Consider the following 14,921-nt stretch of genomic DNA (forward strand, 5'->3'; position numbering starts at 1 on the left):
CAGAGATTAAAGGAAGTTAAGGGGAACTGGATGATGGATTTGTATACATATAAAAAGAATTGTTCAGGATGTACTGCATGCGTGAATGTTTGCCCACAAAATGCAATAGTGATGCAAAAGGATTCAGAAGGATTTCTATATCCAGAAATTGTTTGGGATAAATGCATGAATTGTAGGCTTTGTCAGAAAGTTTGTGGGTTTAAAACACCGTCTGAAAAGTATCCGCTGAAGTTTTATGCGGTTAAAAATAAAAGCACGGAGATTATACACACTAGCTCTTCGGGTGGCATGTTTTCAGCAATTTCTGATTATATCTTAAATTTGGGCGGTGTTGTATGTGGTGCTGCTTATAACTATGAGCAGCATATTGTTGAACATGTGTTTTGTAGGACGCGAGAAGAGCGGGACAGACTGAAAGGTTCTAAATATCTGCAGAGTGAATTACATGATTCGTTTGCTCAGATTGAAAACTGTTTAAAAGCAGGAGAAACAGTACTCTTTGTTGGTACTCCATGCCAGGTATCTGGCCTTCTGAATTTTTTAGAACAAAAACGCTTAGATTTGACAACACTTTATACTTGTGACCTTGTTTGTCATGGTGTACCAAGTCCAAAAATCTGGAAAGACTATATTACAGCAATTGAGAAAAAACAGCATATAAAAGTAGATTATGTGACATTTAAAGATAAAAGAAACGGTTGGGAACACCCGGTAATAATTGTAAAAAATGGGTCGCGAGAAATCCAACTGGATGCTATTAAGAGGGTCTTGTTCGGCGATGTAGCTATGAGGCCATCGTGCCATAATTGCAAATTCACAAATCTTAATCGTGTTGGAGATATAACAATCGGTGATTTTTGGGGAATAAGAGGTAAACATCCAGAGTTCTATGATAAAAATGGTGTTTCTCTTGTTTTAGTCAATACTGGACAAGGAATGGAATTATTTCAAAAAATTAGAAATTATATTGATATTTGTGAAAGCAATGAAGCAGAATGTGAGCAACCAAATTTGAAATCGCCTACGAAAATGTCAGATAGACGTCAAATATTTTGGAAAGATTATGAGAATACACAAATTTGTAAATTGATTAATAAATACGGATGCATTTTTTTGGCAGATTTACTTTGTTTAAAGGTTAAAAAAATTTTAAAAAGATAAGGCAATATAAGGGAGAACATCATGGTTGATTTAACGGTTGTCATTCTCACAAAGAATGAAGAAAAGAATCTTGAAAAGTGTATACAGTCATTTAAGGGAATTGCAAAGCACTTTGTGATCATCGACAGCTTTAGTACAGATGAGACTTTGAATATTGCAGAATCCTTTGGGGCAGATGTTATTCAGCATAAATTTGAAAACCATGCAGCACAGTTTAACTGGGGAATTGCAAACGCCAATATTACTACAACCTGGACAATGAAAATAGATGCGGATGAGGAATTGACTACGGAACTTGCAGAAGAATTAGATCATAAACTGGATTCTTTGCCACAGGATGTTAATGGTATTATCCTTCGTCGGCGTGTTTATTTCATGGGAAAATGGTTGCGTCACGGTGGCAAATATCCTGAACTGCTTCTTCGGATTTTCAGGACTGGTCATGGTATGTCTGAAATGAAGATGATGGATGAGCATCTTATCATTAATGATGGAAAAGTTGTTACATTTGATAAAGACATGATTGATAACAACAATAAAGACTTGGAATGGTGGATCAATAAGCATAACTGGTACAGCAATAAGGAAGTTCTGGATTGCCAGATGAAGGCTGACAAACAGAATGCTGAAGAAACCGTCTCTGAAACGACTACTTCTTTTCAGGCAAAAATAAAGCGCTTCATAAAGAATCACGGATATTATAGCTTGCCTAAATTTTTCAGAGCACATGTTTATTTTATTTATAGGTATTATTTTCGTCTTGGTTTTCTTGACGGTACAGAAGGTAAGATTTACACATTTCTGCAGGCTTATTGGTACCGATTCTTGGTAGATGCCAAGATGTATGAATGTGAAAAGACTGGTCGAAAGATGGAAGAACAGGGGGAGCTAAAGAAATGAAAGTTGCAACTATTACTTTTGGATATAGCCAAAATCTAGGTGCATTGCTGCAGGCATATGCACTGGCTCAATTTATTCAGAGATTAGGACATGATTGTAAAATAATAAAATATAAGGATTTTGATAATAGACCTTTTGAGACAGTTAAAGGCCTGTTAGATGGGTTAAGTGATTTAATCTTTTTACCTGATTGTAAGAATAAAATTAAAAAGATTAACTTGTATCGTCAAAAATATTTGCCGTTTACTGAAAAAACCTATTACATCACTGACGATATGAGAGAACTAAATCAACAATTTGATGTGTTTGTTGCTGGAAGTGACCAGATATGGAATGTTCATAAAGGTGTAGTCGATGAATTTTTTCTTTCATTTGTAGATGAACAACACAAAAAAATCTCATATGGCGCCAGCTTTGGGTTGTCTATGATTCCAAATGAATACAGAGAGAAAACAGCTATAGGAATTAACAATTTTGATTTGATTTCTGTACGAGAAAAGACAGGAGTCGAACTAGTAAAACAGTTGACGGGATTATCTTGTGAACAAGTGCTTGATCCCGTTTTCTTAAAACCTAAGAATGAATGGGAAGAATTTTGTGGCCCCAGAAAGTTAAAGGAAAAGTATATTTTTGTATATCCTACTCAAATTACTGAAAATTTAACGAAAACAGTAAAAGAGTTAAAGAAAAAAACAGGTTACAGAGTTTGTTCACTTTTTTATTTCTGGGGTGTGGATAAGGTTATCAAGGATGCAGATCCTATTGAGTTAGTAAATTATATTAGGAATGCAGAGTTTGTTGTAGCTTCCTCCTTTCATGCAACAGCGTTTTCCATTATTTTAAATAAAAAATTGTTTGTTATTCCTCACAGTACAACTGGATCAAGAGTTGTAGATTTACTAACAGATTTAAATATGAAAGACTGTATTGTGTTGGATTCCCAACATTTGAATATGGAAAATATTGATTATGAAGCCGTAAATAGTTTACTTTTAGAAAAAATTATCGCATCAAAAAACTTCTTAAGAGAAGCTATTGATGTTTAATAGTGAGGTTTGTAATGAAAAGAGTTTTAATTTTAACGGGTTATTATTGGCCCGGCTTTAAAGGTGGCGGACCAATACAATCCTGCATTAATATGGTTGAGAATTTATCGGATAAATTTGATATGTATATTGTCACTACTGATCGCGATAAAGGTGATTTGAAACCTTACGATGGGATTAAGGTGGATGAGTGGAATCAGGTTGGCACGGCAAAAGTATATTATATGAGTCCTGAGATGCAAAATTTAAAAGGATTTGCAAAGGTCTTGAATGAAACCGACTTTGATGTTTTATATCTTAATGGATTTTTCTCTCCTATATTTACAATAAAGCCTTTGCTTTTGAGAAGGCTGGGACGTCTTAAAGAGTGCAAAATCATTCTTACTCCAAGAGGGGATTTTACAGGTGGCTGTGAGAATAAAAAAATAAAGAAGTACAGTTATATTTATTTATGTAAGTTGATTGGCTTGTATAAAAATCTTCTCTGGCATGCAACGAGTGAACTTGAAGAACAAGATATAAAAAAGAAGTTTTCGAAGGCAGAAACGTTTGTGGTTCCAAATTTTCCGGCAAAGTTCGTTCCCAAGGAGCCACTTGTTGAAAAGAAATCAGGCGAATTAAGACTTGTATTTGTTTCAAGAATTTTTCCAAAGAAAAACTTGAAATTTGCATTGGAAGTATTAAAAGATGTACATGAGGGTAATGTGATATTTGATATTTATGGACCGATGGAAGATAAAAATTATTGGGCTGAGTGCGAGTCTATTATTAAAACACTTCCAGAGAATATCAGGGTCACATATAAAGGAGAAGTTCCGCATAATCAAATTCCGCATGTATTTGAACAATATCATGCATTCTTTTTTCCAACGTTGGGAGAAAATTATGGGCACGTAATCGTAGAAGCCATGATGAATAATTGTCTTGTTATTCTTAGTAAGGGAGTTACTTCATGGGATGATTGTAACGGAAAAGGTGGATTTATAGCTCCTCTAAATGATAAATCTGTCTTTATTAGAACTATTGAGGATTTAGTTGAAATGGATGAGCATGAATTTAAAGTTAATATCAAAAAGATTAATAGTTATATTGCTCGCAAGCTGCGTGTTGACAAAAATATTAAATTTTATAATAAGATGTTTGATGAGAAGTAACACAATAAGTTAATTGAGGAGTAAATTATGAAAGTATATTTTTTTCCGCCATCTTCGCCATTTAATTCTTATATAGACATGATTACAAATGTATTGGGGAATAATGGAGTTGAAATTATAAATAAAAAATATCAATCTAAAAGCGCTAAGTTTTTATCTAGTTTTTTGGCTATTATAAAAGGTACAGAAATTTACCATTTTAATTGGATTGAAAACAAAGCTTCTTTTAATTCCTTGAAAAATCGTATAATATGTGAAGGCATTTTTTTGTGGTTGCGTTTTATCAAATTTACTGGGGGGAAATTAGTATGGACTATGCATAATAAAGAATCTCATTTTTCTGAGAGGGAAAAAGATAGGACATTTTATAAGGAATTTTTGGCAAAATTTATACCTATGGTGGACATGGTTTTAGTCCATGCTAGCGAAACTAAGGATTTTCTAATAAAAGATTATAATTATCCTGCTTCCCAGATTTGCTTTGTTCCTCATGGCAGCTATATTTCTGATGATTTGAAAGAAGTTAAACTTTTACCGCGTACACCTCAGTTTACAGTTTTGGCATTTGGAATGGTAAATCGTTATAAAAATATTCCTTTATTGATTCGAGCTTTCCGTAAAGCAAATATTCCTGATGCTAAGCTAGTGATTTGTGGAAAGTGTAGCAAGGAAGAAGCTGGCTTGGCTGAAGAAATTCAGTCGGAATTGGATGGATGTGATAATGTAGTATATGATAATCGTTTTATTCCTGATGATGAGGTGCACACTATTTTTGAGAAAAGTGATATTGCAGTGTTACCATATGACAAGGGTTCAATGATAAATTCTGGAGCTGCTATTATGGCATTTTCACAGTCTAAACCAATTATTGTGAGTCGTTTTGGTTTTATGAAGGACATTGAGGATAGAGATTTTGTCTATTGCTATGACTATGATAACGAAACAGATCATGAAGAGAAGCTGGCCAAGTATTTTCGCCAGTTGAATGATAAATATCAGAAGGATCCAATGATTTTTCGACAATTAGGTCTTAAGGCACATCAATATGCTGTTGATGAATTAAATTGGGAAAATATTTGTGCTGATATTGTAGAATTCTATAAAAAAATTTCTAAAAAAGTGAAGTAAATTAAGAACATAGTAAGGTAATCTTGTATTCTAATACATAGCGAAAGTTCATAGCAATCAGAAAATTGCCTCTTAGTATAGGTGGAATTTACAGAAAACTTTTAAAATAGTTAGTGCTCCTAAAGTTATTGCAGTGACTGTACAATAGAAGGTAGGTTAACAGATGAATAATAGTGTAATATTACTAGGGTATTCAATAAAACGTAGAAAATTAAAATTCAAAAATATTTTTCTTATAGGAATCATCATTGCATGTGTAATTCCTAAGGAGATGAATTTATGGAAATACGAAAGCTATAATATCGGCCGACCTTATGGGAATAGTATAGCTCTGAGCTTAGTTATGTTTATATGTATAGCGTGGTTCATGTTAGGGTTAAAAAAATTTAATATTTCAAAAAGATCGTTAGTAAATAGTTTGTGTAATTTTTTGATTTTTGGAATTTTAACAATAGTCTTTCCGATAAGTAGAAGCATAGAGTTATATGCCATTGGTGCATACAAATATATATTCTATATTATTTTATTTGTTTTATTAACAAATAGAATGGATTTTGAGAACTTTGAACAGTCTTTAAATATAGGATTTAGAATTAGCTTAGTATTGCAATCGGCTGTTGGAATGCTTTATGTGTTTTTTGGCATCTTAATCCCATTTATTTCAAATTATTCATTATCAGAACGTAATGAATTATCTAGAATGACTGCCTCCTTTAGTCATCCTGGAGATTTTAGCTTATATATTTCCATTTTGTTTCTTTATTTTATATGTAAGTCATTAATTGGAAGAGATAAGTCGGCTTTAAAGTATGCACTCTTAGGATTTATTGACTTATATTTATCTGGAGCAAGAACAATGCTGATTACGAGTTTTATCGTTGCATTTTTCATAGTTTTAAAAAAATATAAACATAATTTAATTTTTAAACTTGTTAGTATCGTAACAATAATTTTCCTAGTGGATTGGTTTATACATTCTAGCATATTTCAGAATATGTTTATAATTAATAGTATTTATGATATGTTTATGGCTAGATTTGTGCATTGGATCATTGGTTTTAAGATCATGTTTGCCAACATTCAAAATTTTATTTTTGGTGTTGGACTAAATTATCATGTTGATTATATTGATGCAAATTATAGTAATTTTTCAGAATTGCTTTTAAAGGCAAGTGATGTAATTTCATCAGATTTCGTTAGAAGAAGCCCAATTCATAATAGTTTCTTGATTATTGGTACTGAACTGGGAATATGCGGCTTGGTTTTATATTTAAAAATATATTTAAAGGGAATTAGAGATGCACTAGTTATATTGAAAAGAGATTCTACTAATAAAACAAATTGTTATTTTATAATAGGCAGTTTTTGTATTTTCATGATATATGCATGTCAAGGATGGGCATTGATGAAAAATTTTGGGTGGACGTTGTTTATTCTTGTCAATGCATATTTATTCCTTTTGAAGAAAAATACAAATGCAAGCAAGGAAAAAGAAAGGTATAAACTTTGAGAGGTATATTTTTGATGAAACGAGAAAAATATTTAATAAAAAATACATTAATTCTTGCCCTTGGTAATTTTTTCCCTCAATTAACTGCTTTGATTACATTACCGATTTATACTGGAATGTTAACAAAAACAGAATATGGACGTTATGACCTTGTCAATATAATTGTTTATATTTTAACAGTGGTTGCAACGATTCAAATTCATCAGGCAACTTTTCGATTTCTAATTGATGTGCGAGGTACGAAAGTAGAGAACACATATATTACAAATACAGTATGTTTTGAGGCCATTCCTTCAGTTATTGCTGCTATAGCTTTTGGAATGGCGTATAAAGCCCTTCCAGTTTTTACACAGATTTTACTAGGCTTGTATTTATTTTTTAACATTCAATATAATATTTCTGGACAGATTGCTCGAGGACTGGGTAATAATAAAGTATATGCAATAGGATCAATTATCAATTCTGTACTAAATATGATTCTTGTAGTTATATTAGTGTCAGGGTGTAAACTGGGCTTCAATGGACTGTTCATATCTTTGGATGCTGCATACCTTGCAGGAACAGTTTTTCAGGTTATCGCAAGCGATACACAGAAAAAAATAAATATTAAACTGTTTGATAAAAATATTATAAAAAAAATGTTGTCATATTCCTGGCCGATGGTTCCGAATACACTTTCAATTTGGATTGTTAACACCTGCAATAAATTCATTATTAATGCTTTTTTAGGTTTGCAAATGAATGCAGTTTTTGCTGTTGCGGGGAAAATACCAAATATATTTAACTCGGCGTATGGTATTTTTAATATGGCCTGGCAGGAGTCAGCTTCGATTAGTGCTTCAGATAAAGACAGCAATCAATATTATAGCACCGTATTTAATATGCTGTTTTATTTTTTAACAGGATGTATGTTACTATTAATTGCCGGGACTCCAATTTTATTTACAATTTTAATCAGAGGTTCATATGCAGAAGCTTATTATCAGATACCATTATTGTATATAGGAATTTTCTTTTCTAGCATCTCGTCTTTTTATGGGAGTATTTATATTGCACGTAAGATGACAGCAGTTGTTGGCATTTCATCCGCAATAGGTGCTATAGTAAGTTGTGTTGTAAATTTAACATTAATTCACCAAATTGGCATTTATGCATCATCGATATCGATGATAGTTAGCTATCTCACTCTAGTTTTATATCGAGGTATTGATATAGAGAAAAGGCACATAGCACCTATTCAATATAATTTTTCTAAAATTGGTGTATGTTTAGGTTTGATTGCTATATCTTCGATACTTTGTTATCAACAAATCTTTATGCTAAATGTTGTTAATTTGATTTTGGGTATAAATGCATTTTTTATTCTTAATAAAAACTTTATTTTTGCAATTTTAAAGCAATTTAAACGCCAATAGTTCCATTAGATTGCTAGTATAAAACTTTTAGAGAGGTGTGGGTACATGTCCCAAAAAGTTGGTATTATAACACTTTTTAATCATAATTATAACTGTGGTGTAATGTTACAAGCATTTGTATTAGAAAAATCAATTGAGTCACTTGGGTATGAGTGTAAAGTTATAAATTATCAAAGCAAAACTTCTAATTCATCTGTTGCTCCTAAAACTAAAATTCAAAAAGTGAAAGGAAAATTGTCTAATACCTTCTAGCACTTAGGGGAAGTAGCAGGTTCGGGCAGGCCCTTTACAAAAGGATGGAACAGCTGTCAAGGCTGAGAATTTAATGGAGTGAAAGTCTCCTACCAACAATTGATCGGTTGGGTTAGTTAGCATATCCAAGACATGGAGAGGTAACAAACCGTGAGGTGTTCGGATGTAAAAGTCACTGGGGCTAATATTATTCAGAGAATATATGGTTTGAACAGTTAGAGTGGCAGGCAAACTTGGAGACCGGAAGGTTTTAACAAATGCTACAGTCCCGAAATAGAAGGCATTTCAAAAGTTGTTGAAAGGAGAAATGTTGACCGCTGACATTTGCCCCTTTGTTGAAAGCCGATGCTCAGTAGGGAGAAACGACTAAAGAACCACTGAATAGGAATGTGAATTAACAAAGAAAAAAGGTAGTAATTGTAGGACAAAAGGTATTTTGTAGTTATTAGGAGGATTTATATGAAAATAGCATTATGGGGATATTATGGACCAAATTATGGTGACAATATTATGTTAAAAGTTATAATTGATTATTTTAATAATAAACACATTGAAGTAGAAATAATAGACCTTTTTGGTATAAAAGGAAGTAACACATTACATACAGATAGTAAAATAACAAAATTTAAGGAGTTCAACAAGGTAAAGAAGTTATATGAACTTTATAGACTTTCTAATAAAGATACAATAAATATATGGGGGGGAGGAACTATTTTTACCGATTGTGATGGCGATGGGAATTTTAAATTTTTTAAATTAATAAAATTATTTGGTGGTAAGTTTTCATATTTAGGTATAGGAATAGGTAAATTAACTATTAAGGAAAGAATAGAAAAAGCAATATATTTATTAAGCAAATGTGAATTTGCTATTTTTAGAGATAGTTCATCATTAAAAAAGGCAAATGATTTATCAAGTAATGAGAATTATTATTTAGCTGAAGATTTATCATATATATATTTTAATGAATTTAAGATAAAGAAAGTCAAATATGATGAGTATGTATTAATAACGTGGAGGAATCTTATACGATATATGGATAAAGAACAAGAAAAAAAATTAATGAATGATGTTGTGAATGCTTGTAGTAAATTATGTAATGAACTCAATATAAAAAATATAGTATTATCAGCATTAGATGAGAATTATGATATTGAAGGATGTAATGTTATATCTAAAATGTTTAATGATAATTTTAATATACAAATTGACTTAGATAATAATATAGATAATATTACAAATTTAATATGTAATGCTAAATTTCATTTTTCAGGTAGATTACATGGATGTATAGCCTCGGAATATTTTAATGTTCCTACCTATGGCATGTCATACAGTCCCAAAATGAGATATTTTTATGAGTCAATTTCTTCAAATGATTATTTTGATATTTATGAAGAAAAAGTTAATTATAAAAAAATTAAAGCTATTATTAATAGTAAGAAACGTTATTCTAAAAGTAGACTTTTAATAAAGTCTACTGAAAATTTTGATTTTCTAAGTAAATTATTAAATAATGTGCTATGAATAAGATAAAAGGTTTGAAAGCAAAAGTGTAGGGAAAACAAAAAGTTACTAGAAAAAATTCGGAGTATTCACAACAAAAGTAAAAAAGTTTATGACCCTATTAAAATAACTAATGAAGTAAATGCTAAAAGCTCAATGTCCATTAATCATAAAAGAGTAAAACGTATTATGCGAGAAAATGCTACAAAATCAAAGGTTGCAAAGAAATTTAACGCTACTAGGAATTCTAATCATAAGCTTCCGGTAGCAGAAAATATCTTAAATCGAGATTTTTCTGTGGATAAACGAAATGAGAAGATGGTTAGTAATATATCTATGGACAAAATAAGGATAGCTCTATATATTAGGGGTTATGGATTTGTGTGGGCAAAAGCTTATAGATTTGATGACAAAGGATTTAATAATCAATACGTTAAAGGATGCTTATCAACAATCAGGTAAATCTTCAGGCGTTATTTTGCATTCAGACAGGGGATCACAAGTGCGACAAGAAGTCGCGTAATACATTGTCGTAAGACTGCCCCATCCATTCGGGGTAACTCTATCGTGACTAGCGTGAATGGTAACGTTTGGGTTAGAAAGCTCACGAGACAATGTGGAAGTTCGAGTAGCCTAAGCTGGGACAACTGCTAGAGTAAGAATGCTATGGAGAACGTAAAGTGAATCATTGTAGGAATCGTTACGCTGGAGAAAGCGAAATAGGCTGAAACGCTTTGACCAAAATGGTAAGGAGTCGAGCAAAGGCCAACTGTTAAACCAATGCGAATGGATAAAGAACTCCCGGTTTAAAGATGACTCCTAAGGCATTTACAATTATGTATTATGTGGAACTTGGTAAACCCTATATGTTCCTCCATCGAGAGGTATCTAACCGTAAGGGGCGAAATGACATAGAGGGCAGAAGAAAAGGATAAAAAGCGAATGCTGATTTTGTAATGAAAACAGATAAGGGTTCAAAATTTGCCCTAATTCGAAAGAGTGCAGACTTATCCTATGGTATTTCTTAGCAGGAAAGGAGTATATATTTATGAATTTTAGTAATTCAACGACGGATAAAACCGAGAGACTAAAAGACACGAAATCACTTGAATTTCAATGGGAAACAATTGACTGGAAACAAGTTGAATTCGATGTTAATAGACTACAAACCCGAATCGCTAAGGCAACAAAAAAAGGGGACAATAATAAAGCCAAAAGATTACAATACTTATTAACCCACTCTTTTTCAGCTAAGGCTTATGCTGTAAGAAAAGTAACAACAAATAAAGGGAAGAATACGTCTGGAGTAGACAAAAAACTATGGTCTACCTCTGCTTCGAAGATGAAAGCTGTGCTTTCACTTACTGACAAAAACTATAAAGCAAAACCTTTAAGACGAGTATACATCGAAAAGAAAGGTAAAAAACAGAAACGTCCATTAGGTATACCAACAATGTATGATAGAGCAATGCAAACATTATATGCACTAGCGCTTGAGCCAATCGCAGAAACAAAAGGTGATTCCATTTCCTTTGGATTCCGCCGTGGACGAAGTGCAAAAGATGCCTGTGAGCAGATATTTTGTGTATTAGCTAGAAAGTGTTCTCCGACATGGATACTTGAAGGCGATATTAAAGGTTGCTTTGATAACATTAACCATGAATGGTTACAAAACAATATACCAATGGATAAAATTATTATGAAGCAGTTCCTAAAATCGGGATATATATATGAAGAAAAGCTGTTCCCAACGGAAACAGGGTCGCCACAAGGCGGTGCAATCTCAAGTATATATGCAAATATGACATTAGATGGACTCGAAAAAGTGATTCAAGATAAATATCATAGAAATTCAAAAGGTAAAATAGAAAATCATTACAGAGCCAAAACTAAAGTGAACTTGATTCGGTATGCTGATGATTTTGTTATTACTGCAAACTCAAAAGAAATTGCTGAAGAACTTAAAACTACTGTTAGTCAATTCCTCCAATCAAGAGGTCTAACACTATCAGAAGAAAAGACTACAATCACACATATCGACAAAGGGTTTGACTTTCTTGGCTGGACATTTAAGAAATACAGTGGGAAATTAATAGTTAAACCTTCTAAAAGTTCTATTAAAAACATAATTAGGAGATGTTCCACAATAATCCTTAAGGAGGGGAAAGCTAGCACCCAATCTGACTTAATAAGAAGGCTTAATCAAGTCATAAGAGGTTGGACAAATTATCACAAACACGTGGTTGCTAGTAAAGCCTTTTCAAATATTAACAACACCCTTTATCACTTACTACAGCAATGGGCAAAACATAGACACCCAAATAAGAACAAATGGTGGAGACTAAATAAATACTGGCATGAAAAAGGTTGGAAAAGATGGCTTTTCAAGACGGACGAGTACAGTCTAATTAATTTGAGACGGATTAAAATCGTCAGATATCCAAAATTGCAGATCATAAAAACACCTTTCTTAGACAAGGACTATTTTGATAAAAGAAAGATAAAACTGCATACATTTGTTGCTGCCTGAAAGGGTGAAGAAATGCTTGAGCCGTATGAGCGGGAAACTCTCACGTACGGTTCTTAGATGAGGGAAAGGGAGCAATCTCTTTTTCTTAATCGATTACTGTTCTAAGGACTACCGCAATTTAATAAAAGAGTATGGTTCTATATGCAGTATGTCTCGAGGAGGTAACTGTTGGGACAACACTCCTATGAAATCCTTTTGGAGCAAGATGAAATACGAATGACTTTATGATGAACATTTTAAAATTTGCCAAGGGGGCTGTGCATGCATATATATCTTTTATAATAGGCAAAGAATTCATATCTCTAACGACTACTTAACACTAGAAGCTTATTACAATAATGCTATTAAAAAGTCGAAAGCAGCATAGAAAATAACAAGTTAATCTGGGGAAAAGTTAAAAATAAAGAGTTTGAATTGTTTAATTTATTAGGGGAAGGGCAGTATGAATTATGATCATCTTTACCAATTATTTAAATTATTAACGTTAAGCTTCAGATACGAATTTTTATCCTCATCATTGAGGAGATATGGAGGAAAATCCGTGAATTCAAATTACTATAAAATAATCTTAAAACTTTTACATATTTCTTATGGTAGCAATCTGCTTCTAAAAGGCTGTCCTGTGATCTTTAATAAGTCGGGTGCTACTATGACAATAGGGAACGGAGTAACAATCAAGTCATCGTTCTTGTCAAACTTGGTTGGTCTTTATAGCCGTACGATTATTGTTACTCGTTCTCCGGAAGCTGAAATTAAGATTGGCAATAACGTTGGTATTAGTGGTGCTACAATTTATGCCAGAAAATCAATCATAATTGGTGATAATACAAATATTGGCGGTAATGTGAAAATTTTGGATAATGATTTTCACCCAATTGAAATTGAAGCTCGTAATGATGATAATAAAGAGAAAATTAATACTAGACCGATTGTTATTGGCAAGAACTGTTTCATCGGATGCAATGCTTTAATTCTAAAGGGAACAGAACTTGGCGATGGTTGTGTTGTTGGTGCAGGAGCTGTAGTTTGTGGGAGTTTTCTACCCAATAGTGTAATTGTAGGAAATCCCGCGAAAATCATTAAAACCATTGATCAATAATTAATACTGGGAGTGGTTAAGCTCTCGATTGACTTCGACACTAAGAGCAAGCTCAAGGCAAGCCTTTGGCAGTGCCCCCGGGGATGTGAACAACAAAATAGCAAGGAGTTAACTTCCAGTCATCTCTTAGTACCTCGGGGAAACTAACTTATTTTGGAAATCACGACAAGCAAAAACTTAAAGTGGTTTATTTTTTAGCAAGTAGCCACTTGGTATCCTGTTGCGGTAACAGAGAGAAGGAAGCAGAATATGTTCACTCAGTCTCCAATTTATGCAAGACGGGTAGACTCTCATGTAAAACATGGAAACGAAATTAAAAGAAATTATTTCATTAATATTAATGGATCATAGGAAATGGAGGTAAAGGTTGAAAAAGAAAGTTTATTAAGCCAATAATATAAGAGAGCATAACAAATAGACCATTTTTCGCTGGTCAAAAAATTGAATATTGAAGCAAGTTAAGGTTAATTAGCTGATTTGATTTTATAACCTTGGAACTGTGCCATTAGTATTGCTTGTTCTACAGTGATCTCACGGTCAAGAGGAATAACATCAGATTTTCTATAAAGTTCAGCATTGTAGGGTTCATTATTTTTCAACATGTTGTATAATGTTGTTAGAAGCATTCTTGCTATTGCAATGATTGCTTTCTTGTGACCGCATCGTTTTTGTATCGGAGACAACGTTTGCCAATTGAATGTTGGAAACAGTGAGACAATTTTGGAGACGGTTCTTTTCACTGAACATAAAGCAGGTTAGTTTGTAACGATAGCGCATAAGGTCACGGAGCTGGCGAATATCAGCAGAAGGCATAAAGCTACCTGCAACAAGATCATGCTTAAACAGGTCAGCAATCCATTTCGCATCTTTCTTGTCAGTTTTTTACCACGAATAGCCTTAACATATTTAGGATATGCAAGAACAATGGAACAGTCTTTTTCTAAGACGTTGTATACAGGAATCCAATACTTACCGATAGATTTCATACACACATCCTTGCAATTAGATTCAAGTAGCCATTGTAACAGCTCTTTCAAACCTTTAGTGTAGGTAGAAAAGCGATGGCTCTTGTAGGTGGTAACACCTTTTGAATTAGTAATTGCAATACAAGCAACTACAAAAGTTTTGTGGACATCAATGCCACAACAGATTTTATACACAATTTTTAAAGTCATAGGGACTCCTTGCTGAACTTAGAAGTTCACAAGAATAATGGGGCG

General features: G+C 32.8%; 11 protein-coding genes and 3 pseudogenes. 13 read left to right on the plus strand and 1 reads right to left on the minus strand.

The features are described 5' to 3' along the window. Positions 1 to 30 precede the first annotated feature (30 nt). The 13 genes and pseudogenes from AB3K27_RS04565 (at position 31) to AB3K27_RS04625 (ending at position 13,701) form a co-directional block, all read left to right on the plus strand. Entirely contained in the window at positions 31 to 1,161 is a 1,131-nt protein-coding gene (locus tag AB3K27_RS04565) for a Coenzyme F420 hydrogenase/dehydrogenase, beta subunit C-terminal domain (RefSeq protein ID WP_368490071.1), read from the plus strand. A 21-nt stretch (positions 1,162 to 1,182) separates the two neighbouring features. Further along, positions 1,183 to 2,061 carry a glycosyltransferase family 2 protein gene (locus AB3K27_RS04570; protein WP_368490072.1) on the plus strand — a complete coding sequence of 293 codons (879 nt, stop codon included), beginning with the start codon at positions 1,183 to 1,185 and terminating at the stop codon, positions 2,059 to 2,061. Next, positions 2,058 to 3,107, plus strand: a complete 1,050-nt coding sequence (locus tag AB3K27_RS04575; RefSeq protein ID WP_368490074.1) for a polysaccharide pyruvyl transferase family protein — start codon at positions 2,058 to 2,060, stop codon at positions 3,105 to 3,107. The genes AB3K27_RS04570 and AB3K27_RS04575 overlap by 4 nt, the downstream gene beginning before the upstream one ends. 14 nt (positions 3,108 to 3,121) lie before the next feature. Beyond that, positions 3,122 to 4,261, plus strand: a complete 1,140-nt coding sequence (locus AB3K27_RS04580; RefSeq protein ID WP_368490075.1) for a glycosyltransferase family 4 protein — start codon at positions 3,122 to 3,124, stop codon at positions 4,259 to 4,261. A 27-nt stretch (positions 4,262 to 4,288) separates the two neighbouring features. After that, on the plus strand, positions 4,289 to 5,389 hold the full coding sequence (locus AB3K27_RS04585; RefSeq protein ID WP_368490076.1) for a glycosyltransferase: 1,101 nt from the start codon (positions 4,289 to 4,291) through the stop codon (positions 5,387 to 5,389). 163 nt (positions 5,390 to 5,552) lie between these two features. Next, positions 5,553 to 6,899 carry an O-antigen ligase family protein gene (locus tag AB3K27_RS04590; protein WP_368490077.1) on the plus strand — a complete coding sequence of 449 codons (1,347 nt, stop codon included), beginning with the start codon at positions 5,553 to 5,555 and terminating at the stop codon, positions 6,897 to 6,899. Positions 6,900 to 6,913: 14 nt separating this feature from the next. Then, positions 6,914 to 8,314 carry a lipopolysaccharide biosynthesis protein gene (locus AB3K27_RS04595; RefSeq protein WP_368491169.1) on the plus strand — a complete coding sequence of 467 codons (1,401 nt, stop codon included), beginning with the start codon at positions 6,914 to 6,916 and terminating at the stop codon, positions 8,312 to 8,314. A gap of 45 nt (positions 8,315 to 8,359) precedes the next feature. Further along, positions 8,360 to 8,566, plus strand: coding sequence for a hypothetical protein (locus tag AB3K27_RS04600; protein ID WP_368490078.1), 207 nt, complete (start codon positions 8,360 to 8,362; stop codon positions 8,564 to 8,566). A 459-nt stretch (positions 8,567 to 9,025) separates the two neighbouring features. Next, a complete protein-coding gene (locus tag AB3K27_RS04605) occupies positions 9,026 to 10,093 on the plus strand; it encodes a polysaccharide pyruvyl transferase family protein (protein WP_368490079.1) in 1,068 nt (355 codons plus the stop codon). Between the two features lie 48 nt (positions 10,094 to 10,141). Further along, a pseudogene (locus tag AB3K27_RS04610) lies at positions 10,142 to 10,534 on the plus strand (IS3 family transposase); the annotation flags it as partial. Between the two features lie 586 nt (positions 10,535 to 11,120). After that, complete coding sequence (gene ltrA / locus AB3K27_RS04615; protein WP_368488991.1) at positions 11,121 to 12,602, plus strand: group II intron reverse transcriptase/maturase; 1,482 nt, start codon at positions 11,121 to 11,123, stop codon at positions 12,600 to 12,602. A gap of 94 nt (positions 12,603 to 12,696) precedes the next feature. Then, positions 12,697 to 12,819: pseudogene (locus AB3K27_RS04620) on the plus strand (IS3 family transposase); the annotation flags it as partial. Positions 12,820 to 13,044: 225 nt separating this feature from the next. Beyond that, positions 13,045 to 13,701, plus strand: coding sequence for a DapH/DapD/GlmU-related protein (locus AB3K27_RS04625; RefSeq protein WP_368490080.1), 657 nt, complete (start codon positions 13,045 to 13,047; stop codon positions 13,699 to 13,701). A 464-nt stretch (positions 13,702 to 14,165) separates the two neighbouring features. On the opposite strand, the pseudogene AB3K27_RS04630 reads toward AB3K27_RS04625, so the two are convergent. Continuing rightward, positions 14,166 to 14,876 (minus strand): annotated as a pseudogene (locus AB3K27_RS04630) (transposase). Positions 14,877 to 14,921 lie beyond the last annotated feature (45 nt).

Source organism: Clostridium sp. BJN0013 (genome assembly GCF_040939125.1).
In the GTDB taxonomy this organism is placed as follows: domain Bacteria; phylum Bacillota; class Clostridia; order Clostridiales; family Clostridiaceae; genus Clostridium_B.

Bases quoted from the DNA above. Each gene is read 5' to 3' on its own strand.
- AB3K27_RS04565 (WP_368490071.1), top strand. From the start codon at position 31: ATGATGGATTTGTATACATATAAAAAGAATTGTTCAGGATGTACTGCA.
- AB3K27_RS04570 (WP_368490072.1), top strand. From the start codon at position 1,183: ATGGTTGATTTAACGGTTGTCATTCTCACAAAGAATGAAGAAAAGAAT.
- AB3K27_RS04575 (WP_368490074.1), top strand. From the start codon at position 2,058: ATGAAAGTTGCAACTATTACTTTTGGATATAGCCAAAATCTAGGTGCA.
- AB3K27_RS04580 (WP_368490075.1), top strand. From the start codon at position 3,122: ATGAAAAGAGTTTTAATTTTAACGGGTTATTATTGGCCCGGCTTTAAA.
- AB3K27_RS04585 (WP_368490076.1), top strand. From the start codon at position 4,289: ATGAAAGTATATTTTTTTCCGCCATCTTCGCCATTTAATTCTTATATA.
- AB3K27_RS04590 (WP_368490077.1), top strand. From the start codon at position 5,553: ATGAATAATAGTGTAATATTACTAGGGTATTCAATAAAACGTAGAAAA.
- AB3K27_RS04595 (WP_368491169.1), top strand. From the start codon at position 6,914: ATGAAACGAGAAAAATATTTAATAAAAAATACATTAATTCTTGCCCTT.
- AB3K27_RS04600 (WP_368490078.1), top strand. From the start codon at position 8,360: ATGTCCCAAAAAGTTGGTATTATAACACTTTTTAATCATAATTATAAC.
- AB3K27_RS04605 (WP_368490079.1), top strand. From the start codon at position 9,026: ATGAAAATAGCATTATGGGGATATTATGGACCAAATTATGGTGACAAT.
- ltrA (WP_368488991.1), top strand. From the start codon at position 11,121: ATGAATTTTAGTAATTCAACGACGGATAAAACCGAGAGACTAAAAGAC.
- AB3K27_RS04625 (WP_368490080.1), top strand. From the start codon at position 13,045: ATGAATTATGATCATCTTTACCAATTATTTAAATTATTAACGTTAAGC.